Annotated in this window: 24 protein-coding genes; 10 read left to right on the top strand and 14 right to left on the bottom strand. The window is 37.6% G+C overall.

Going from position 1 to position 22,868, the window contains the following annotated elements; all coding sequences use genetic code 11:
• Positions 1-47: 47 nt before the first annotated feature.
• Both DV434_RS00775 and DV434_RS00770 read right to left on the bottom strand, forming a co-directional pair.
• Complete coding sequence (locus tag DV434_RS00775; protein WP_118811383.1) at positions 48-1,805, bottom strand: DUF3413 domain-containing protein; 1,758 nt, start codon at positions 1,803-1,805, stop codon at positions 48-50.
• 1 nt (position 1,806) lies between these two features.
• The gene (locus tag DV434_RS00770) at positions 1,807-2,025 is read right to left on the bottom strand and encodes a YejL family protein (RefSeq protein WP_005640214.1); all 219 of its coding nucleotides are present in this window, start codon (positions 2,023-2,025) and stop codon (positions 1,807-1,809) included.
• Positions 2,026-2,153: 128 nt separating this feature from the next.
• Here DV434_RS00770 and yejK point away from each other — a divergent pair, with 128 nt between their 5' ends.
• From yejK to cpxA, 4 genes are all read left to right on the top strand, one after another.
• Complete coding sequence (yejK, locus tag DV434_RS00765) at positions 2,154-3,170, top strand: nucleoid-associated protein YejK (RefSeq protein ID WP_118811382.1); 1,017 nt, start codon at positions 2,154-2,156, stop codon at positions 3,168-3,170.
• A gap of 65 nt (positions 3,171-3,235) precedes the next feature.
• Complete coding sequence (gene bamE / locus DV434_RS00760; RefSeq protein WP_005631300.1) at positions 3,236-3,649, top strand: outer membrane protein assembly factor BamE; 414 nt, start codon at positions 3,236-3,238, stop codon at positions 3,647-3,649.
• A 53-nt stretch (positions 3,650-3,702) separates the two neighbouring features.
• Positions 3,703-4,389, top strand: coding sequence for a response regulator (locus DV434_RS00755; RefSeq protein ID WP_118784912.1), 687 nt, complete (start codon positions 3,703-3,705; stop codon positions 4,387-4,389).
• A gap of 4 nt (positions 4,390-4,393) precedes the next feature.
• Positions 4,394-5,806 carry an envelope stress sensor histidine kinase CpxA gene (gene cpxA / locus DV434_RS00750; RefSeq protein WP_118784913.1) on the top strand — a complete coding sequence of 471 codons (1,413 nt, stop codon included), beginning with the start codon at positions 4,394-4,396 and terminating at the stop codon, positions 5,804-5,806.
• Positions 5,807-5,845: 39 nt separating this feature from the next.
• On the opposite strand, the gene epmA is transcribed toward cpxA, so the two are convergent.
• The gene (epmA, locus tag DV434_RS00745) at positions 5,846-6,817 is read right to left on the bottom strand and encodes an elongation factor P--(R)-beta-lysine ligase (RefSeq protein WP_118784914.1); all 972 of its coding nucleotides are present in this window, start codon (positions 6,815-6,817) and stop codon (positions 5,846-5,848) included.
• A 216-nt stretch (positions 6,818-7,033) separates the two neighbouring features.
• Here epmA and frdA point away from each other — a divergent pair, with 216 nt between their 5' ends.
• The 4 genes from frdA to frdD are packed head-to-tail and all read left to right on the top strand — an operon-like array spanning position 7,034 to position 10,371.
• On the top strand, positions 7,034-8,830 hold the full coding sequence (gene frdA / locus DV434_RS00740; protein ID WP_118784915.1) for a fumarate reductase (quinol) flavoprotein subunit: 1,797 nt from the start codon (positions 7,034-7,036) through the stop codon (positions 8,828-8,830).
• Positions 8,823-9,593, top strand: a complete 771-nt coding sequence (locus tag DV434_RS00735; protein WP_118784916.1) for a succinate dehydrogenase/fumarate reductase iron-sulfur subunit — start codon at positions 8,823-8,825, stop codon at positions 9,591-9,593. The genes frdA and DV434_RS00735 overlap by 8 nt, the downstream gene beginning before the upstream one ends.
• A 10-nt stretch (positions 9,594-9,603) precedes the next feature.
• Entirely contained in the window at positions 9,604-10,014 is a 411-nt protein-coding gene (gene frdC / locus DV434_RS00730) for a fumarate reductase subunit FrdC (protein ID WP_118784917.1), read from the top strand.
• Positions 10,015-10,026: 12 nt separating this feature from the next.
• On the top strand, positions 10,027-10,371 hold the full coding sequence (frdD, locus tag DV434_RS00725; protein WP_005631316.1) for a fumarate reductase subunit FrdD: 345 nt from the start codon (positions 10,027-10,029) through the stop codon (positions 10,369-10,371).
• 105 nt (positions 10,372-10,476) lie between these two features.
• Here frdD and mtgA read toward each other — a convergent pair whose 3' ends face one another.
• The 11 genes from mtgA to DV434_RS00670 form a co-directional block, all read right to left on the bottom strand.
• Entirely contained in the window at positions 10,477-11,217 is a 741-nt protein-coding gene (mtgA, locus tag DV434_RS00720; RefSeq protein WP_118784918.1) for a monofunctional biosynthetic peptidoglycan transglycosylase, read from the bottom strand.
• Positions 11,204-11,509 (bottom strand): trp operon repressor, encoded by a 306-nt coding sequence (trpR, locus tag DV434_RS00715; RefSeq protein WP_005629736.1) that lies wholly within the window; start codon positions 11,507-11,509, stop codon positions 11,204-11,206. The genes mtgA and trpR overlap by 14 nt, the downstream gene beginning before the upstream one ends.
• Positions 11,510-11,546: 37 nt before the next feature.
• A complete protein-coding gene (locus DV434_RS00710; protein WP_118784919.1) occupies positions 11,547-13,328 on the bottom strand; it encodes a transglycosylase SLT domain-containing protein in 1,782 nt (593 codons plus the stop codon).
• A gap of 25 nt (positions 13,329-13,353) precedes the next feature.
• Positions 13,354-13,650, bottom strand: coding sequence for a YciI family protein (locus tag DV434_RS00705; protein ID WP_118784920.1), 297 nt, complete (start codon positions 13,648-13,650; stop codon positions 13,354-13,356).
• A gap of 12 nt (positions 13,651-13,662) precedes the next feature.
• Positions 13,663-14,142 carry an acyl-CoA thioester hydrolase YciA gene (gene yciA / locus DV434_RS00700; protein ID WP_118775373.1) on the bottom strand — a complete coding sequence of 160 codons (480 nt, stop codon included), beginning with the start codon at positions 14,140-14,142 and terminating at the stop codon, positions 13,663-13,665.
• Positions 14,142-14,699, bottom strand: coding sequence for a septation protein A (locus DV434_RS00695; RefSeq protein ID WP_005636812.1), 558 nt, complete (start codon positions 14,697-14,699; stop codon positions 14,142-14,144). The genes yciA and DV434_RS00695 overlap by 1 nt, the downstream gene beginning before the upstream one ends.
• A 5-nt stretch (positions 14,700-14,704) precedes the next feature.
• A complete protein-coding gene (locus DV434_RS00690; RefSeq protein WP_118784921.1) occupies positions 14,705-15,439 on the bottom strand; it encodes a hypothetical protein in 735 nt (244 codons plus the stop codon).
• Positions 15,440-15,584: 145 nt separating this feature from the next.
• Entirely contained in the window at positions 15,585-16,595 is a 1,011-nt protein-coding gene (mglC, locus tag DV434_RS00685) for a galactose/methyl galactoside ABC transporter permease MglC (protein WP_005631332.1), read from the bottom strand.
• Between the two features lie 18 nt (positions 16,596-16,613).
• Positions 16,614-18,134, bottom strand: a complete 1,521-nt coding sequence (mglA, locus tag DV434_RS00680; RefSeq protein WP_005633425.1) for a galactose/methyl galactoside ABC transporter ATP-binding protein MglA — start codon at positions 18,132-18,134, stop codon at positions 16,614-16,616.
• Positions 18,135-18,199: 65 nt separating this feature from the next.
• Positions 18,200-19,195, bottom strand: coding sequence for a galactose/glucose ABC transporter substrate-binding protein MglB (gene mglB / locus DV434_RS00675; protein WP_005628316.1), 996 nt, complete (start codon positions 19,193-19,195; stop codon positions 18,200-18,202).
• 186 nt (positions 19,196-19,381) lie between these two features.
• On the bottom strand, positions 19,382-20,380 hold the full coding sequence (locus DV434_RS00670; RefSeq protein ID WP_118784922.1) for a substrate-binding domain-containing protein: 999 nt from the start codon (positions 20,378-20,380) through the stop codon (positions 19,382-19,384).
• 211 nt (positions 20,381-20,591) lie between these two features.
• Here DV434_RS00670 and galT point away from each other — a divergent pair, with 211 nt between their 5' ends.
• A complete protein-coding gene (gene galT, locus DV434_RS00665; RefSeq protein ID WP_118784923.1) occupies positions 20,592-21,641 on the top strand; it encodes a galactose-1-phosphate uridylyltransferase in 1,050 nt (349 codons plus the stop codon).
• A gap of 71 nt (positions 21,642-21,712) precedes the next feature.
• A complete protein-coding gene (gene galK / locus DV434_RS00660; protein WP_118784924.1) occupies positions 21,713-22,867 on the top strand; it encodes a galactokinase in 1,155 nt (384 codons plus the stop codon).
• The last annotated feature ends 1 nt before the right edge of the window (position 22,868 follow it).

The raw sequence follows: 22,868 nt of genomic DNA, 5'->3' as shown, positions 1-22,868 counted from the left end.
TATAAAGGCTTAATGGCAAAAAATCTATTCTTTTATGCCCTTATAGATTATTTTTCAAAGAAGAAATTTTGTAATTGGAAGGCTTCTAAGAAGATCCCAAGTGGCGGTCTGTCTGAAGATTGCTCAATATAATCCTTATCGAATTTTTTGTAATTACCTTTGCGATCAATATGGTATTGCGTTCCATCAGGTTGAATCACCACATTCCAGTGGAAATTAGAGGCAAGTACCCAGTCATCACCTTTAAGATCAAAGAGATTATGTCCTTGACTATAATCCATCAATGGGTTTTCTACACGGAATATAGTCTGCATTAACGCAGAGAAAATATCCGCATGATTACTTAATTCATTCTGTTTGCCTACGGGTAAATCTTTCCAATATACAAGCAATGGCACTTGAACTTCATCGCGCCCAAAGTAGTTTTCTCGCTCTTTTTCATTCATTTCATTAAAACTTAAACCATGCTCTGACGTGATGATGACTAATGTATTTTCAAGCGGTGTACTTTCTAACGCTTTTGCTAAAAGAGAATCAATGTCCTGCAAAGTGCGGTCATAATCTGATGGATTTTTAGCCTCCAAGGCTAAATCCAAATAAGCAAACCAAGGTGAGTCAGTTTTTTGTGCTTTAATAAAATCATTGAGATTTTTTACCGCACTTTCATTATTTGGTTTGTTGGTTTTATTCGATGAAAGTTTCATTTCTCGAAATAATGCTTGGTGGAAGACGCTATCTTTGAAATTCGTAGCAGAAAATAAACCCAATTGATAATTTTCAGCACGTAATTTTTCGATTAAAACAGATTGGGTATGATTGCTTAAAATGCTATCGGTGTAATTTGCATTTAGCCCGTAAAATAACCCAATTAAGCCAGCGTTGTTACTATTACCTGTGCTGTAATGATTAGTGAATTCTGTTGAACTTGTCGCAAATTCAGCAAGTTTTGGCATCTTTTCACTAGAAATCGCATCATGGCGCAAACCCGAAACCGTTACGATCAGAACGTTAGGTTTGTACGTAATGGGTGCGTAAGAGAGTTCTTTTTTCGGATAATCAATTTTTAAGGCATCTAAACGACCTTCTTGCGCCAATTTTTGCGTATATTCTTCTCCATCCAAGAAACCGTGTTTTTCTAAAAAAGAACGAGCTGTCATTGGATAAGATAAAGGGAAATTAGATCGTTGCATGGTGATAGGACGATACAAATAAGCATCTGCCCAAGCATAAATTAAATGCGTTGCAATGAATGTAGCGGTTAAGAATATACCTGTGCCTTTTAGCCATTTTTGGCGTTCAAGACTGCGCAATTTTTCCCAACTCCAGCGAGAAAATAACATTTGTGCCAGTAAAATTATTGGCATTGGTGCAAAGAATATTTGCCAATCGCGTGACATTTCACCATTTTCTGGATTGACCAGTAAATTCCATACAACAGAGGATAAATGCAGATTAAAACGATTGAAAACGGCGGTATCAAATAATAATAAGGTTGTACAAATCGTGGAAAAAATCACGGTTAATCCGCGAAAAGTGCGGTGATTTTTTATAATGAAACTCAGTGGAAAGACCACGAGTAAGTACAACGCAAAAACATTGAAACTGAAATGCCCGAGCAAACTCACAAAGAAATAAAGTTTTCCTGCTAGAGTATCTGGCCAGTCAATGATAAAGGCATAACGAGTGCCAATAAGAATAGCAACAATAATATTAAAAAAGGCAAACCAATGGCCCCACGAAATTTTTCGTGAAACGTCATCACGGTATTGTTTGCCGCTGAAGGTGCCTTTTTTAATCCATTTCATATTAACGTGTTTTTACCGCATTAATTAAGGAATTAGAAAACGCTTGAGCTAATGCCTCGCGTTGAGTTTGCGGCACGCTAGTGGTTAATAAATTACTCGCCATGTTACCCAGTGCGATTAAGGATAGATCTACAGGGGCTTTATGCTTTTCTAGCACTGTGATCATATCGTTTACAATCGCACTTAATTGAGCATCAGAATATTTAGAATGTTGAGCCATAATGTTAAAAATAAAACAAAAAATTTGGCTTATGATACCCGATTATTTGGTAGAACCTAAATAATTTCTTTTTTCTTGCTTAAAAAGTGCGGTTATAATTTGCAACAAATTTTTCAAAGGTGACAAAAATGAGTATTACCGTTAATCAAATTGTTTTGCATCAGTTAGTCAAAAATATGGATGGCGACAGCATAAAAATGGAAAGTGTATTACGCGATGAGCCGTTGTCAATTACACCAGAAGTAGAACAAATGATGTTGCAACTTCATCAAAGCTATCAAAATAAAGCTAAGGCTTTTGGCGTGTTTCAGGAAAAGTCTATCTTTGCACAACATTTAAATCGTTTATTGGAACAAGAAATTGAGTTTTTAGGTTTTAGTCAATACTCAACAAAATTGCTTGCAGATGAGCTAGGTAAATATAACTTTGCAGAAAGTGGTACTTTGATTTTATGTCAATATAATTTCTTAGCAACAGATTATTTGTTTATTGCATTGCTTGATAGTCGTCATAGCATGTTAGTCGATGAGCATTTAGAGATTCGTCGTACAGAATATCTTGATATAACTCAGTTTGATATTGCGGCACGGATAAATTTGACGGATTTGCAAGTAAATGCGAACTCTAATCGTTATTTAACCTTTATAAAAGGTCGTGTAGGTCGCAAAATTAGTGATTTCTTTATGGATTTTTTAGGTGCCGAAGAAGGCTTAAATCCACAAGTACAAAATCAGTGTTTATTGCAAGCGGTGAGTGATTACTGCGATCAAGGCGAACTCAACAAAGAGCAAACTCAAGCAGTGAAAAAACAAGTGTTTGAATATTGCAAAGCTCAACTTGCTGGCGGTGATGAAATTGAATTACAGGAACTTTCTGATTCCTTACCAACTCTAAATGAACAGCCTTTTGTTGCCTTTGCGGGAGAACAGAATTATGGTTTGGAAGACAGCATTCCGCCAGTACGTTCAACATTGAAATCGCTAACAAAATTCTCTGGGTCAGGAAAGGGCGTTACCCTAAGTTTTGATGCGGAATTATTGAATACACGTATTCAATGGGATCCTATGACAGATACCCTAACCATCAAAGGTTTACCGCCAAATTTAAAAGATCAATTACAAAAGGCTTTAAAATCAGAGAATTAATTTGGAAATACGCCCAATTTTGGGTATTATTTGACAGTACTTTTGCACAAATTAAGGTAAAGAAAATGCAAGTTAAAACACTTTTAGGCGCAACATTTTTAGCATTAAGTCTCGCTTCTTGTTCCACCGTTGAAAAAGTTGTATATCGAATTGATGTACCGCAAGGCAACTATTTAGAGGCGACTACCGTTGCGCAAGTTAAAGAAGGCATGACTGCTCAACAAGTACAATATTTGTTGGGAACGCCAGTATTAATCGACCCTTATAATAACTACACTTGGTACTACGTGTTCTTACAACAACGTGCCTATGAAACGCCAGTTCAACATACTTTCACAGTAAAATTTGATCAACGTGGGATTGTGACAGAAACCAATCTTGATAAACCTCTGCCAGAAGTTTCACAACAAGGCGAAAATAACACCATTATTGAAACAGGTGAGAAACCAAAATCAAGTTGGTGGAAATTCTGGAAATAATCTTTTTATTTTCACCGCACTACAATAAGAATAATTGGTAAAAGGAATCTCCAATGTCAAAACTCTTGCTCGTTGATGACGATGTTGAACTGACGGAATTACTTTCATCCCTTTTAACACTAGAAGGGTTTGATGTTCAAACAGCAAATAATGGATTAGAGGCATTACAAAAACTTGATGAAAGCCATGAGTTGGTTTTACTTGATGTGATGATGCCGAAGCTAAATGGTCTTGATACATTAAAAGAAATTCGTAAAGTCTCTAATGTTCCTGTAATGATGCTTACTGCAAGAGGTGAAGACATTGATCGCGTATTAGGCTTAGAATTGGGTGCGGATGATTACTTGCCTAAACCATTTAATGATCGTGAATTAGTTGCAAGAATTAGAGCAATTTTGCGTCGAAGTGTGTCTCCATCAAATAATGTTGGTGATACAAGAGAAATATTATCTTTTGAAAACGTAACCTTATATTTGACTCGCCAAACTGCGATGCATGGTGAGAAAAACTTAAATTTAACCGATTATGAGTTTAAAGTTCTTCAGCGATTAATAGAATCAAAGGGTGATATTGTTACTCGTGAAGAATTAAGTTTAGAAGTGCTAGGAAAAACATTAAGTCCGTTCGACCGCTCTCTTGATATGCATATATCTAATTTGAGACGAAAGCTACCAGAGCGAGAAAGCAAATTGCCTTGGTTTAAAACTTTACGCGGAAAAGGATATCTTTTAGTCACTTAGTTTTATGAAATTGCGTAGTTTTTTCTGTTTCAATCAACTTGCAATCAGAACATTTGCTTTGTTCTGGTTTTCTTTTTTTATCATGATGAGCCTTGTGATCGTGGTACCCAATCTCGATCTTAGACTCTATTCCCCTCTAGAAGAATCAGATATTGTTAATTATCAAAAAGAAATCCTGAATATCGTTCGTAATGGTCAATTACAGGGGCTAGTTTCAGAAGTTCCTGTTTTACCTTCAGATAAATTTCAACCTTCTAGACCAGTTCTTATTAATTTACAAACTAAAGATATTCTAGGTGAATTACCTGAGGAAACTACCTATATTCGAAGATTTTCGGAGGCATCCAATAATTTTTCAGAACCTAAACGTAAAAATTTCAATGAAGTACAGATATCAGGTCCATTTCAAGTATATTTAGGGGATGGAGCCAATTCTTATGCCTTATACTTTATTTCTTACGTTAATCCACAGCGTGAGATCTTTAATTATGTTTTTGATAGACCTATTATATTGATTTTGCTTATTCTTTTAATCACCAGCCCATTGCTTTGGTGGTTTACAAGAATGCTGACTAAGCCTATTTCTCGCTTGCAAGAAGCTGCGAATTCAGTGGCATTAGGCAATTTCAAAATTGATAAGAGCTTAGTGGCTAATGGTCCATTAGAGCTACGCCAAGTCGGTCAAAGTTTTAATCGAATGGCATCTTCTATTGATCATTTAATCTCTAATCAACAAACACTACTTTCGTCTATTTCCCATGAATTAAAAACGCCACTAACACGTTTACAATTGGCTGCGGCTCTTATTCGTCACCAATGTGGTGAGGATAATATAAAACGTATTGAAAGAGAAATTGAACGCATGGATAAAATGATTAGTGAGCTACTTCTACTTTCACGCCAGCAAATGAATAGTCAAATGGAACGTGATATATTTTATGCTAATACGCTTTGGACTGATATTATCAATGATGCCAAATTTGAGGCAGAGCAACGAGGTATAACGTTTCTCACAAATATTCGTTTACCCAAAAATGAATTACAACTTAACGGCAATTTTAGATTGTTGGAAAGTGCGGTTGAAAATATTGTGACAAATGCACTCAAATACACCAAGGATAAGATCGAACTTCATATTTTTATCCAAGAAGAAGAAGAAGAAGAAGAAGAAGAAGAATTTCTCAGGATCCGCATAGATGACAACGGATCAGGAGTCCATCCGGATGAATTTGAAAAAATCTTCAAACCGTTTTATCGAGTGGATGAAACGCGAACTAGAACGACTGGCGGAACAGGACTTGGATTGGCGATTGTGTCTAATGTTATTCAGGAGCATCAAGGAAAGGTCTGGGCTGAAAAAAGCCCACTAGGCGGGCTTGCTGTTACTATACGATTGCCATTATGGATCAGTCACTAAAAATCAAAAGTGCGGTAGATTTTTTACCGCACTTTTCGTCTAGGCATTATCTACGGCAAAAGAAATTACTTCATTAATTTTCTCACAACCTAGGGCAACCATAATTAGGCGATCGACTCCCAGTGCCACGCCAGAAGAGTTTGGTAAGCCAGCTTCTAATGCAGCCAGAAAACGTTCGTCAATATCTCTAGTTGGTAACCCATGTTTTTTTCTTTGCTGATTATCCAATTCAAAACGATGTCTTTGTTCTCGTGCATCGGTCAATTCATGGAAACCATTTGCCAGTTCTAAGCCTTTGTAATAGAACTCAAAGCGTTCTGCAACCCGCTGATCTTCTGGACTAACTTGTGCCAGGGCAGCTTGCGTTGAAGGGAAATGATAAACCGCAACAGGTCGTTCTTTTCCTATTTGAGGTTCAACGACTTCACTAAATAAGAACTGCAATAAAGTATCGCGATCTTCATCATCTTCAGCCATAAAGTTATGTTTACGCGCAGCTTCGATTAATTCTGAGCGTTCTGCTGATAAGGGATCTAAGCCTACATATTCTTGGAAAACAAACTGATAGCTTAAACTTTCTGCAGGTGGACAATCTAAAATTTGTTGGAGTAAATCATCTACTTCATTAATTAAACGATGCATACTAAAATGCGGTCGATACCATTCCAACATGGTAAATTCTGGATTGTGGCGATTACCGGCTTCTTCATTACGGAACACTTTGCTGATTTGGAATATTGGTCCACTGCCTGCAGCAAGCAAGCGTTTCATATGATATTCAGGGCTTGTAGAAAGCCAAAGTGTTTTGGATTGTTCACCGAAAGGCGCGAGAAATTCTGTGCTGAATGTGGAAAGGTGTAAATCAGTAACGCCAAATTCACTTAGAACAGGCGTCTCAACTTCAAGCAAGCCTCGCTCTGTAAAAAATTGACGAATTTCAGCAATAATTTTTGCTCGTTTAAGAAGATTTTTTATATCGGCAGAAGGTTGCCAATCAGTAAGTGCGGTCATTTTTATTCCCATTTTTGAATTTGCATCATTGTAAACGAGAGCTCTTCTCAACTCAATCTAAGCTTTTTTGAGGTAGATCACAAAATCCGATCTTTTCCATCTTTAGACATAAAAAAACGTTATTAATTTGTAACAAAAAATGGCACAATGCCTACGAAATATTACCCTTTTAGGGTAATTTCTTTTTTTTACTTTCTACATTTATTGGAGGATATCGTGCAAACAGTTAATGTCGATATTGCAATTGTTGGTGCTGGTGGCGGCGGTTTACGTGCAGCGATTGCAGCAGCAGAAGCAAATCCTAACTTAAAAATTGCATTAGTTTCAAAAGTGTACCCAATGCGTAGTCATACTGTGGCTGCAGAAGGTGGCGCAGCGGCAGTTATCAAAGAAGAAGATTCTTACGATAAACACTTCCAAGATACTGTTGCGGGTGGTGACTGGCTTTGCGAACAGGATGTTGTGGAATATTTCGTGCAACATTCGCCAGTGGAAATGACTCAATTAGAACGTTGGGGATGTCCTTGGAGCCGTAAAGCAGATGGCGATGTAAACGTGCGTCGTTTCGGTGGAATGAAAATTGAGCGTACTTGGTTCGCTGCTGATAAAACAGGTTTCCACTTATTACACACGCTTTTCCAAACTTCTATTCAATATCCACAAATCCAACGTTTTGATGAACACTTCGTATTAGATATTCTTGTTGATGATGGCCATGCTCGAGGTATGGTTGCAATGAACATGATGGAAGGTTCACTTGTTCAAATTAATGCAAATGCGGTTGTGATTGCAACTGGCGGCGGTTGTCGTGCATTTAAATTCAATACCAACGGCGGTATTGTAACAGGTGACGGTTTATCTATGGCGTATCGTCATGGCGTACCACTTCGTGATATGGAGTTTGTTCAATATCACCCAACAGGTTTACCGAATACCGGTATTTTAATGACTGAAGGTTGCCGTGGTGAAGGCGGTATCTTAGTGAATAAAGATGGCTATCGCTATCTTCAAGATTACGGTCTGGGACCTGAAACGCCAATTGGCAAACCGCAAAATAAATATATGGAACTTGGTCCTCGCGATAAAGTTTCTCAAGCATTCTGGCAAGAATGGAAAAAAGGTAATACCTTAAAAACTGCGAAAGGCGTAGATGTTGTGCATTTAGATTTGCGTCATCTCGGTGAAAAATATTTACATGAGCGTCTACCATTCATTTGTGAGTTAGCAAGTGCTTATGAAGGTGTTAATCCAGTGAATGAACCAATTCCAGTTCGTCCAGTTGTTCACTACACCATGGGCGGTATTGAGGTTGATTTTAACAGCGAAACTCGTATCAAAGGTTTATTTGCTGTAGGTGAGTGTGCATCTTCAGGTTTACATGGTGCAAACCGCTTAGGCTCTAACTCTTTAGCTGAACTTGTTGTATTAGGTCGTGTCGCTGGGGAATATGCGGCACAACGTGCAGTTGAGGCTCAATCTGTAAATCAAAGAGCGGTTGATGCTCAAGCAAAAGATGTTGTTGCTCGTTTAGAAGCCCTTCATAAACAAGAAGGTAATGAATCTTGGTCTGAAATCCGTGATGAAATGGGTTCTGTAATGGAAGAGGGCTGTGGTATTTACCGTGACCAAGCAAGTATGCAAAAAGCAGTAGATAAAATTGCAGAATTAAAAGAACGTTACAAACGTATTCGCGTAGCAGATAACTCAAGCGTGTTCAATACCGATGTGCTTTACACAGTTGAGTTGGGGTACATCCTAGATGTTGCGCAATCTATTGCAAATTCAGCGATTGAACGTAAAGAATCTCGTGGTGCTCACCAACGCTTAGATTACACAGAACGTGACGATGTAAATTATTTAAAACATACACTTGCTTTCTACAATGAGAATGGTGCGCCGCGCATTGAATACAGTCCGGTGAAAATTACTAAATCTCAACCTGCAAAACGTGTTTACGGTGCGGAAGCAGAAGCTCAAGAAGCAGCGAAAGCTAAGGAGCAAGCAAATGGTTAATTCACCTGTAATGAATGTTGAAGTATTACGCTACAATCCTGAAATCGATCAAGAACCGTATCTAAGTACTTATCAAGTACCTTATGATAATCAAACTTCATTGCTTGATGCGTTAGGTTATATTAAGGATAAACTTGAACCCTCTCTTTCTTATCGTTGGTCTTGCCGTATGGCGATTTGTGGTTCCTGCGGGATGATGGTAAATAACAAACCGAAATTGGCTTGTAAAACGTTCTTACGTGATTACAGCGGCCATATGCGTATTGAGCCGTTAGCAAACTTCCCAATTGAACGCGACTTAGTGGTTGATTTAAGCCACTTTATCGAAAGTTTAGAGGCAATTAAACCTTATATTATTGGTAACGAAGCACCAGCATTAGATGGTAAACCACATCCATCGAAAGAATTGCAAGTAAGCCGTACTAAACAAACGCCTGCACAGCTTGAGAAATATCGTCAATTCTCAATGTGTATCAACTGTGGTTTATGCTATGCCGCTTGCCCTCAATTTGGTTTAAATCCTGAATTCTTAGGCCCTGCAGCTATTACTATGGCTCATCGTTATAATCTTGATAACCGTGACCATGGTAAAGCAAAACGTATGTCATTGTTAAATGGTAAAAACGGGGTTTGGAGTTGTACTTTCGTTGGCTATTGCTCAGAAGTTTGTCCAAAACATGTGGATCCTGCTTCTGCAATTAACCAAGGAAAAGTGGAAAGTGCCAAAGATTATGTTATCTCTATGCTAAAACCAAAAAGCTAAGGGGGAAGGAATGTCAGTAACAGTGAGTAAACGTAAAAAATATGTTCGTCCAATGACAGCGACTTGGTGGCAAAAATTGGACTTCTATAAAGCTTATATGCTACGTGAAGCGACTTCAATCTTTGCTGTATGGTTTTGTATTGTATTGCTTTATGGTGTTCTTTGCCTTGCAAGCAATCCAATGCCAGGCTTAGGCATCTTGAGCTTTATTGAGTTTTTAAGAAATCCAATTGTGGTGTTCTTAAATATTATTACGCTTATCGCAACGCTTTATCATACGGTGACATATTTCTTAATGACACCGAAAGTAATGAATATCATTGTGAAAAATGAACGCTTACCACACACTGTTGTAAGAAATGCACTTTGGGCGGTAACCGTATTAGTTAGCGTGATTGCTTTAGTTTTAGTTTATATCTAAGGGAGAGAAAAAATGGTTGATCAAAATCCAAAACGCTCCGGCGAACCGCCAGTATGGTTAATGTTCGGTGCAGGCGGCACAGTGAGTGCAATTTTCTTCCCTGTCGTTATTTTAATTATCGGTTTGTTATTACCATTTGGTTTAGTCGATGCGCATAATCTAATTACTTTTGCTTATTCTTGGATTGGTAAATTAGTTATTTTAGTGCTTACTATTTTCCCAATGTGGTGTGGTTTACACCGTATTCACCATGGTATGCACGATCTTAAAGTGCATGTGCCAGCTGGTGGATTTATCTTTTATGGTTTAGCCACAATTTATACTGTTTGGGTGTTATTTGCGGTAATAAATCTGTAATAAAAATGCTATAAATAAAAAAACGAGTCTAAGACTCGTTTTTTATTTTATGTATCAAGTAAATATTTTTTAGTTTGTTTTACTTCAGAAATTCGATTGGATTTTTTATAAATGACTTAAGTATTCACTACCTAAATTTCCCATTTGTCTCAAAATCCAAGCTTGTTTTTTACGAACTAATAAGCTTGGCTTATTTACTTTATAAATGATTGGATTAGGCAACACAGCAGCTAAAAGTGCGGCTTCATTTTGAGATAAATTTTTAGCTGATTTTTTAAAGTAATAGCGACTTGCCGCTTCCACACCAAAAATGCCATTCCCAAATTCTGCAATATTTAAATACACTTCTAAAATACGTTTTTTTGACCAAGTCAGCTCGAGCAACATGGTTGCTGGAACTTCCAAACCTTTTCGTAGCCAATTTTGTCCATGCCAAAGCATTAAATTTTTAGCGGTTTGCTGGGAAATGGTTGATGCTCCTCGGATTCCTTTTTTAGATTTTTCGTTATACCGAATTGCTCGTTGGATAGCCTCAAAATCAAAGCCTAAATGTTCAGGAAAACGCTGATCTTCTGATGAAATCACAGCCAATTGAATGTTTGGGGAGATATTTTCTAGGCTGACCCAGTTATATTGGATTTGATATCGAAAATCGCCTTGTAAAAGATTAGCGATTTTTTGTTGTACCATATAAGCGGAAAATGGGATAGGTACAAATCGAAAAATCAGCAACAAAGCAAAAACGGCGAAAAAAAAACGAAAGATAACTCGCTGCCAGTTTTTTTTCCACCATTTAAGACTAAATAAGTGAGAAAGTGCGGTAAAAATTCGCTTAGTTTTTTTCAATGAGATCAAGATGTTGTTTCATCCATTGCATAAAATCAGGATCCATCGTTTTAATCATATTGGAACCTCGAGTGATTGTGGCGGCACTTGTATTAAGATTTTGTTGAATTTCACGCTGAGGCATATTTTTATCAATCAGCTGAGAGACAATCTGCAAACGCAATCCTACTGCATCCCGTTCGTCTGCAGTTAATAATAAGGTTAGAAATTCCTGCGCTTTGTTTTCTTCAAAGGCAATTTTTAGCATTTGAAGAAAGGCATTCCATTGTTCTAAATTGCGGCTGATATACATAATTACGCTCCCATTCCACACTATTAAACTAGTGCGTTTAGTATAGCCGATTCAATTCTTCTTGGCTAAAGATTTGTGGGTTTTCTTGATTTTGTAAAATTTGATAGTAAAAGTCATAAGTGACGACATTTTGCACATAACCACGAGTTTCGTAAAAAGGAATAGATGCGACAAATTCGTCTAATGCTAATTTTCCATTAGTGCGACTTAACCATTTTTCTACTCGATTTGCCCCTGCATTGTAAGCGGCTGCAATCAATATTCGATTATTAGGATATTTTCCATTGAGTTCATTGAGATGTGCGGTACCTAGCAAAATATTATTCAATGGTTTGAATAAATCTTGTTCGCCTTGATAAGGTAGTTGATTATTCTCTGCAGTCAATTTTGCTGTGCTTGGCAGAAGTTGCATTAAGCCCCGCGCATTTGCAGAAGATTGTGCCATTGGATTCCAAGCACTTTCTTGACGGGCTATTGCCATAGCAAAAGTTTTGCTGATATTTAAATTCTGTAATGCTGCATTGAAGTATTCTGAATAAGCATTTGGCAGACGAAGGGACAGATAATCCCACGCTTTTGCAACAATAGAAGCATCAACAGCCAATTCAAACCATTGCTGGTTTTTAGCATATTCTGCAAGTTTTAGCTGAGTTGTGAAATTAGCATTATCAAGTAAAATTCGCCAACGTTGTTTTGCTAAACCATTTCGTCCCAGTTCTCTTAATTCTCGAATTATGGCGAAAACTTGTTCGAAAGGAAGTTGTTCTTCTACGGTAAAACTTGGTGCGACTGGAAAATCGACTTTATATGCTTGCTTTAATTGTGCAGCTGCTAACATTGGATAGAATCCCCGCTCTTTTGAAAGTGCGGTCAGTTTTTCTATATTTTTTGATATATCTTGTTTGGCTTCCCAATAACGCCATTCTTGTTTTGCTTTTCCTTCAGTTGTAAGTGAATTAAGCCACGGAGAAAGGTCTGTCTTCTGCCAAATTGCCATTCGTAAACGGCGTTCGGTTAGATTATCAGTTTTTAATTGTTGGATTTTTTCATCACGCCATTTTTGAAAATCAGCGTTTTCATTATCAAAAAAACGATTTAAAAAGGCTATTTTCCACTGTTTGATTTCATCTTCTGAGAGTTGCCAAGTATTTGCCCATTTTTGATAGGATTCAAAACTTGGGTTATTCATTTGTTCAGGTAGCGTTTTAAGATAACGTGGGAAAGCATCAATTAATACGGTTTTATCTAAAGTGTTAGGATCACTTTTTCTTACAATTTCATCAAGTTGTTTAGGATTTTCTACTTGATTTTGTTCTTTTTGAACCCTGTTATTTTCTTTATCATTATCTGAAGTTGCTGATGTTTGTTGTTCGTTTAACGTGGATAGTTTTTGTAATAAGGCTTGAAATGCTGGCGTCACAAAAGGGTAATTTTGTTGCACTAATGCATTGAGTTCATTTATTGCTTGTTGTTTGCCCTGAATGTCATCACTTTTTAAAAAGACGATTTTTGTCTCCCAAAATCGAGCAAGCAGATCATATTGCAAAGGGTAGCCTTGCAATGAATCTATTAAGGTTTTTGTGATGTTTTGAGTCGCTTCAGAAAATTGCTGGTTTTTTACCGCACTTTTTAACAAACCTTCAACTTGCAAAAAGGTTTCACGTTGTTTTAAACGTTTTAAGTAGTCTTGATGCTGTATTGACGCCCAGTTTTGTTTTTCTTGCTCAAGATTGATGGATGCTGTTGCCGTGTTAGATGTATCGGCAAAGGCAGAAAGTGCGGTCAAAATGCAGAGAGAAATTAAAGCGACTTTTTTCATGTTAGCTTACAAGAATTGAGGAGGGCTAAAATACTTTTTTAAATGGTTTTACAATAACATCACCATATATGCCAGCTTCTACATAAGGATCTTGTGCCGCCCAGTCTTTTGCCGCTTGCAAGTTTGCAAATTGTGCAATGACGGTTGAACCAGTAAAACCAGCTTCCCCCGGATTTTCATCATCAATTGCAGGATTTGGTCCTGCCGTCAGTAATCGGTTTTCTGCTTGAAGTTGTTTTAAACGAGCTAAATGTTGTTCGCGTACTGCAAGGCGTTTTTCTAACATATTGGGAATATCTTGGGCAAAAATAACATAGTACATAATGATTTCCTTTTATTTACAAGGGTGTTCTGTTTCTAATTCGGAAATTAGGGCTAATGCTTTTTCCAACTCTTGGTTGTTTTCACGGGGAATCGTGCGAGAGCGACCATTATTATCAACTGCAACAAAGGTAAAAACCGCATCAGTTACGCAATAGCGTTCACCAATTGGCTCACTCGCTACTTTTTTCACCCATACTTCTACTTTAATTTTAATGGAAGAACGTCCTACTTTTAGACATTGGCCGTAGCAACAAACCACATCGCCCACAGAGATTGGTTTGATGAAATTCATGCTTTCAACCGCAACGGTAACTACGCGCCCATGTGCGATTTCTTTTGCTAAAATCGCACCACCCATATCCATTTGAGACATAATCCAGCCACCAAAAATATCTCCGTTAGCATTGGTGTCAGAAGGCATCGCCAAAGTTCGTAGTAAAAGAACTCCTTTTGATTGGCGACCATTTTTATCAGTAAAATTGGAAGACATTATTTTTCTCCATCTTTTGAATTTGAATCATCTTTAGGTAAATAGCGATAGATATAAGCACCTGAAATAATCGTTGCAATCACCGTCATACCAATAATTCCGAAAGATTTGAAATCAACCCAAGCTTCTTCCGACATATTATGGCTGATATAAATATTCACCAACATACAAATAATAAAGAATACTGCCCAACCGAGGTTAAGTGTATTCCAAGCCTTTTCAGGCAGTTGTAGCTCTTTGCCAAGTAATTTTTTTATTAATGGGGTTTTAAATTGAAATTGTGCGACGAGCAAAACAATGGCAAACAAGGCATTAATAATTGTCACTTTCCATTGCAAATAGCGGATTTCATTAAAGTAAGCAGTTAAAAGTCCAAAAAAAACGACCGCACTTGCCATGATTTTTTGTTGTTTTTCAACGGTTCCGTATTTCCATTTTAAAATCACGATCTGCAAAATTGTTGCAACTACTAATACGATGGCTGCTTCACGTACACCACCGAGTTTGTAAGTGACAAAAAATAAAATTAAAGGGATAAAGTCAAGGAGTTGTTTCATATTGATTAATCCTTCATAAATAAGCTGTAGAAACGATAAGTCACTACTAGCATAAAAATATTGAGTAATGCGGTGAAAATGCCTATCACCATATCAAACACAGCATTATTGGAAAATGCGCTTAATTGGAAAATGAGAACTGGCACGAGAAAATAAACCAGTAGGGTGTAAATAAACAATACACCTTTTCGAGTATTTCCTCGTATCCAAATTTTTCGGATAGTTTGCGAAAGTGTATCTTGAGTCGAAAGATAATGTACTGCCGTCAAATTTAAACGGACGAAGAACCAAACGCCAACAATCATCGCGATAAGTGACATGATAGAGGGTGATTTTTTTGTGAGTAATGCAGCAAAGGCTTCACCAAGACCAAGTAACATTGGCGCAAGCATTAATAGATCTAACAGAATTAGACCTGCAAAACGGCGCAAGGTAAGTGAGAAGGTCTCACCCAAAGTGCGGTAATTTTGTAAGCTAATTTTATGGATTGAGGTTAATCCCCAAGCTGCAATAAAGCTCGTTAAAATCTGAGTGATTGCAACTGAAAAGATAAAGCCAGTTATATCTCTATTCGCGAGATTTAATACATCATTTTTATTTTCATCATTAACTGGAAAGCTTAAAAGTGCACTCGCGCTTTGCACAATAAATAAAATTGTTACAAATTGCAGCATGATTTTTTGTTGATTACGGAAGAAGTTCCAACTGTCTTGCAATACTTGTGTAAAGTTAATTTGCATGATTATCTCTCTATAAAAATGGTGGCGCAATTATACAGGGTTTGCTGATTATTGCATAAATATCCTTAATTCAGAATTGAATAGATAAAACAAAAGTGGACAAATTTGCCCACTTTTCATTCATTTTATTAAGATTGCGTCAGCTTTATTTTTTCTTCGCGTATTTTAATGAGTCAATAGCTACCGCTAGAATAATAATGCTACCTTTGATGATGTATTGCCAGTAAGGATTTACACCGATATAAGTTAAGCCGTAGTTGATAACTGTAAAGATGATAACCCCAGTGATTACACCAATAACGGTACCCACACCACCTGCGAAGGATACGCCACCCACTACGCAAGCAGCGATAGCATCTAATTCATACATAAAACCTAAGTTGTTAGTTGCAGAACCGATACGACCAGCTTCGAGCATACCACCGAATGCATAGAACATACCTGCAATCATGTAGATGACAACTAAGTTGCGTGCAACGTTTACGCCAGATACTTTCGCTGCTTCTGGGTTACCACCGATAGCAAATACGTTTTTACCGAAACGAGTTTTGTTCCACATCACCCAAACTAAGAATGAGGCAATGGCTGCATAGATTGTGATGTAAGAAAGTTTAAAACTACCGATTCGGAAGAATCCTTGAGCAAATGTTGAGAAATTTTCGCTAAAACCTGCGATTGGAGAACCACCTACTGCATCATAGTATAGTGAGTTGAAACCATATACGATAATCATCGTACCCATTGTTGCAATGAATGGGGTAACGTTTAAATAAGCGATAACTAATCCATTAATCAAGCCAATTAGCGCACCAACAGCACAAACTGCAAGAATTACCACAGGAATTGGAATTTCACCCATTTCAGGGAATACACGGTTCATATTTTCCATTGATTGCAACATGGTTGCAGAGATAACCGCAGCTAAACCAACTTGACGACCAGCAGATAAGTCAGTTCCTTGTGTAATCAACAATCCGGCAACCCCGAGAGCAATAATTAAGCGCACAGAAGATTGGGTTAAGATGTTACTGAAGTTGATTAAATTTAAAAAGGTTGGATCTTGCGCAATAATAATGCCGAGCAAAATCAGCAAGACAAAATAAATCGCATTTTGTTTTAATAAATCAAAGGATTTGTTTTTTTGTAAGGCACTCATGATTTGTTCCTTTTATCTTTATAAATATTTCGCAGCGAGTTGCAAGATTTCTTCTTGTGAAGTTTTTGCAGTTTCTACAATACCCGCCAATTTACCGTTACTCATCACTAAAATACGGTCAGTTACACCTAGTAATTCAGGCATTTCTGATGAAATCATAATAATGCCTTTATCTTTTTTAGCGAGTTCTTGAATGAGTTGGTAAATTTCAAATTTTGCCCCGATGTCGATACCACGAGTCGGCTCATCAAGCATCAGAATTTCAGGTTGAGTTAAAAGCCAACGACCGATAATGACTTTTTGTTGGTTACCGCCAGAAAGAGAACCAATTGTTGTTCTATGTGATGGCGTTTTAACATTCATTGAATCAATTACCCACTGGGTATCACTTTTCATTTTCTTCGTGCTAAGTAATTTCCATGGTGTGAGATAAGATTTCATATTTGAAATCAATGAGTTAAATTCAATGCTTAAATTAGAGTAAATACCTGTTGAACGACGCTCTTCAGTGACCAATGCAAAGCCATTATTAATCGCTTCAAGTGCGGTATGATTTTTCACGGTTTTTCCGTGTAACTTGATAGTTCCTTCGGTTAATTCACGTACGCCAAAAATAGCTTCAACGATATCAGTACGTTTAGCCCCCACAAGACCTGCAATACCGAGAATTTCACCTTTTCGTAATTCAAAAGATACGTCTTGAATGGATGGTTGATTTTTAGCGGTAAGATTTTCTACCTGTAAAATGACTTCTTTTGGCGTGTTTGTTTTTTCAGGGAAACGCTGTGTTAATTCACGACCTACCATCATTCCGACAATTTGTTCCATGCTGGATTCTTTCACATTTACAGTGTTGATCCATTTACCGTCGCGTAAAATAGTAATTTCATCACAGATTTTGAAGATTTCATCCATTTTGTGAGAAATATAAATAATGCCGCAACCGCGTTGTTTTAATTTGTCGATAATTTTAAACAGATGCTCAACTTCTTTTTCAGAAAGCGAGGATGTTGGTTCATCCATGATTACGATTTTAGCGTTATACGAGAACGCCTTCGCAATTTCGATCATCTGCATTTGAGAAACTGAAAGTTTGGCGACCTTTTCTTTAGGATCTACATCAATATCCAATTCATCAAAAATCGCTTTAGTATCACGATACATTTTTGCGTGATCGACAAAAGGTCCTTTAAGTGGATAGCGTCCAAGCCACAAATTATCCATTACGCTAGTTTGGCGCACGAGGTTGAGTTCTTGGTGCACCATTGAAATACCATTCTCAAGGGCTTCTTTAGATGTTTTAAAATTGACGGGTTGACCTAAGAAAAGAATTTCACCTTCATCTTTGGCATAAATGCCGAATAAACATTTTAGTAATGTAGATTTGCCCGCGCCGTTTTCACCCATTAAAGCATGAACAGAATGTGAACGAACCGTTAAGTTTGCGTTATCTAAGGCTTTTACGCCTGGAAAGGACTTGCAGACATTGGTCATTGTGAGCAGCACTTGGCTGTCTTGACTTTGAGTTTGAGATGTCATATCCAACCTCGTTAAAAAGGGGAAGGGCAACTTCCCCTTGGATTACAACAAAAATTGATGAGAAATTATTTTAAGAAGTCGCCTAAGTTGTCTTTATCCACACCAACATAAGGGATACGTACAACACGATCTTTTAATTCCCATTTTGTGCCTTCAGTTGCTGCTTTGCCTTGTGCTAAGTTGTTAGATAATTGAACAACTGCTTTACCTTGGTTCACACCATCGTTTAACACAGTACCTGCAAGTTCACCTTTTTTGATGAGTTGTAACGCTTCTGGTAATGCATCCACACCGAAGATAGGGAGTTTTTTACCATGTGCTTTGGTTGCTTCTAATGCGCCTAATGCCATACCATCGTTGTTAGAAATAATTACTTCAATGTCGTTAGCTTTAGAGCTAGATAACCAAGCATCTACTTTATCTTTCGCCATTGCAGCATCCCACATACCAGTATCAATAAATAATTGTTCAGTTTGGATACCTTTAGCATTAAGTTCTTCAACTACGAATTTTGTACGTGCTTCAGCATCTGGGTGACCTGGTTCACCTTTTAATAACACGAATTGGATTTTGCCATCTTTATTTAAGTCTAGAGCTGGATTCGCTTTCCATTGTTTTGCAATTAAATCCCCTTGAATTAAGCCAGATTCTTTTGGATCAGTACCTACATAGTAAGCATGTTCATAAGAACCGATAGCTTTTGCACCTGGGTCTTTATTAAAGAATACAACCGGAATGTTATCTGGTTTTGCTTTGCTAATAATGGTTGGTGCCGCAGCTGGGTCCACTAAGTTAATTGCAAGAGCTTTCACACCTTTGGAAAGTAATACATCAACTTGGTCATTTTGAATTGATTGTGCATTTTGGGAGTCATTCATTAATAAGTTAATGCCGCCAAGTGCTTTAGCTTCTTTATCAATTTCTTTACGCATTAAAGACATGAAGTTGTCATCGTATTTGTAAATGGTTACACCAATTTTGTTACTTGCTGCGAAGCTAGAAGATGCTGCACCTAAACCGATAGCTAAAGCAACCGCACTTAATACTGCTGTTTTTTTCATAATAACGCTCCTATTTTGGAATGTTGATGTTAGAGATAAATATTGCATTACATTCTGCAATTGATGCCATATTAGCGAATAATCAGCTTGGAATCTGTGATCAAACTCACATAAATGAAAACGATTACATTAAAAATTCGGATTTGTGATCGCCATCACATTTTATGAGTGCGTTTATCTTCAAATTTAGATAGATTCCACAGAAAAACGGCGTACTAATGTTGGGTTAAATTGAATTGTTAATGGCGTTCTCACCTCATTATCGACAAGGCTTAATGCAAGGTTAGCTGCATAAGTTGCCATTAAATCAATAGGATAGCGAATGGTCGTCAATTTTGGAATTAAATAACGAGCGATTGGCATATCGTCAAAACCAATGATTGAAAATTGGCTTGGTACACTTATATTGTTTTCATTGAGGACTGAAATTGCTCCTGCAGCCATTGAATCGTTATAAGCGACCACAGCAGTAAGATCTTTGTTATAACTAAGCAAATCAATCATTGCTTTTTCACCACCTTCGAAGTCTGGTGAATTGTGCGTTATGGCATGCTCAATAATTGGATAATTGTGATCTTTTAATGCAGTAAGATAACCATCTCGACGCTCAATTTCATCGAAAATAGCATGGTTAGATCCAATATATGCAATATGTTTATGACCACAACGGATAAGCATTTCTGTTGCTAAGTAGGTTCCTTTTTTATTATCTAAACTTACGCAACGATTTTCATAGCCTTGAATCACCCGATTGATAATCACCATTCCTGGTACTGTTTTCAAATAATGGCTAAGCTCATCGTCGGATAACGCTTTCGAATGCACAACTAAACAACTACAACGCTTGCGAAGTAAAGTATCAATAGCTTCACGTTCCTTCTCTGCATGGTGATAGCCAATGCCAATCAAGATTGTTTTACGGTGTGCTTCTGCGACTTTATCTACGGCTTTCACTAAAATAGCAAAAAACGAGTCTGTTACATCGGTGACAACCACACCAATGGTATCGGTGTTTTGTATTGCAAGGGCTTTAGCATTTGCATTTGGCTGGTAATTAAGTTGTTCAATTGCTTGTTTTACTGTAAGGCGAGTTTCTTCACTCACAGAGGGATGTTGATTTATAACACGAGAAACAGTAGCAATGGATACATGGGCTAGCTCAGCTACATCATGAATGGTGCTCATAGAATACTTTCCATAATGGAATTACGTTTCTTAATTATGTTCTTTCTAAATAAAATTGAAAGCGATTACTTTCTGATTTGTAACTGAGATCACAAAAAACTTTCAGAGATTTTCATATTATGTGATACGGATCACGGTTTATTTTTGTGAATTTGCTATCTTATGCGCAGTCTTTTGTGTAATCGTTTACAATTTAGAAAGGGAGCCAATTATGAGTGATATTTTTGAATCAACAGAGCATCCACATCGTCGCTATAATCCGTTAATTGATCAATGGGTTTTGGTATCACCACATCGTGCTAAACGCCCGTGGCAAGGGCAACAAGAAAAAGTGAATGAAGAACAAAAACCAAGTTATGATCCAACTTGTTATCTTTGCCCGAGTAATAAGCGTATTACAGGCGAATTAAATCCAGATTATCGTAAACCTTATGTGTTTAAAAATGATTTTTCCGCGCTTTTAGAAGATACGCCAGCCCCTGAAAAATCCTCAGATCCACTTTTCCAAAGTTCTCAAGCTCGTGGGGAAAGTCGAGTCATTTGTTTCTCTCCAGATCATAGTAAAACATTGCCATTATTGACCACACTTGAAATTGAAGAAGTGATTAAAGTATGGCAAGAGCAACTTAGTGAACTTGGTGCAAAATACCAATGGGTGCAAATTTTTGAAAACAAAGGTGCAGCAATGGGGTGTTCGAATCCACATCCACATGGTCAAATTTGGGCGAATAGTTTCTTGCCAAATGAAGTTGCTCGTGAAGATCGCACACAACGCGATTATTTACTAAAACATGGTTCAGTAATGCTAGTTGATTATGTGAAACGAGAACTGGAGTTAAAAGAACGTATTGTTGTTGAAACTGAACATTGGGTAGCTTTGGTGCCTTATTGGGCTGTTTGGCCATTTGAAACATTGCTTTTACCAAAAACGCATGTAAAACGTTTAACTGAATTAAGTGATGAACAATCAAAAGATCTTGCGGTTATTTTGAAAAAATTGACAACTAAATACGACAATCTATTTGAGACTTCTTTCCCATATTCAATGGGATTTCATGCCGCACCATTTAATGGCGAAGATAACGAACATTGGCAGCTACATGCTCATTTTTACCCTCCTCTTTTACGCTCAGCAACCGTGCGTAAATTTATGGTGGGATATGAAATGTTAGGCGAAAGCCAACGCGATTTAACGGCGGAACAGGCAGCAGAGCGATTACGTGCTTTGAGTGAAGTTCATTATAAAGAAAGAGCTAAATAATATAGTCAGCCCGCTCTCTTTACAAAAGAGGGGTGCAGTTTGAATACAGATTTAATATAAAGGATAGAAATATGACCCCAATCCAAAATGCTCAACAAATTTTCAATAGACAGCATAAAAATTTGCCAGAAATTACCGTCTATGCGCCAGGCCGAGTAAATATCATCGGTGAACATACCGACTACAACGACGGCTTTGTTATGCCTTGTGCGATTAATTTTGGTACAGCCGTTTCTGGTACAAAACGAGATGATCATATTTGGAATGTTTATGCGGCGGATCTTGATGAAACTGATGAATTTTCTCTCAATGTAGAAATTTCTAAGAGTGAACACAAATGGGCTAATTATGTGCGTGGAGTGGTAAAATTTATCCAAGAACGTTACCCGCACTTTCAACAAGGTGCAAATTTAGTGATTTCTGGAAATGTGCCGCTTTCTTCTGGATTAAGTTCATCTGCAGCGTTAGAAGTTGCGGTGGGTAAATTCTGCCAACAACTTAGCGATTTACCGCTTTCTCACACGGATATTGCATTGAATGGGCAAAAAGCGGAAAACCAATTTGTTGGAGCAAATTGTGGCAATATGGATCAGTTAATTTCCGCACTTGGGCAGGAAAATCACTTACTGATGATCGATTGTCGTAGTCTTGAAACCACTCCAACACCTGTGCCACAAGATGTCGCCGTTATTATTGTGAATTCAAACGTACCGCACGATTTGGTAACGGGCGAATACAATACTCGCCGTCAGCAATGTGAAGAGGCGGCAAAATTTTTTGGCGTGAAAGCATTACGTGATGTTTCAGTTGAGCTATTCCAAAAAAGAGAAGCAGAATTGACCGCACTTTCTCCGTTAGCAGCAAAACGCGCTCGTCATGTCGTAACAGAAAATCAACGAGTACTCGATGCAGTGGAAGCATTGAAGAACAATGATTTGACTCGTTTAGGTAAACTAATGGAAGCATCTCACGATTCAATGCGTGATGATTTTGAAATCACCGTGCCACAAATTGATTATTTAGTTGAATTGGCTCAACTTGTTATTGGCAAAAATGGCGGTGCGCGTATGACGGGCGGCGGTTTTGGTGGATGTATTGTTGCACTTGCGCCGCATGATAAAGTCGATGCAGTTCGTAAAATTATTGCGGATAATTACGAGAAAACCACAGGTTTAAAAGAAACTTTTTATGTGTGCACTGCATCACAAGGTGTTCAAGTGATTTAAG

Source organism: Haemophilus haemolyticus (assembly GCF_003493685.1).
GTDB lineage: Bacteria > Pseudomonadota > Gammaproteobacteria > Enterobacterales > Pasteurellaceae > Haemophilus > Haemophilus haemolyticus_O.
Note: the sequence above shows the minus strand (reverse complement) of the source record. Positions and strands in the feature narration are given on the sequence as shown.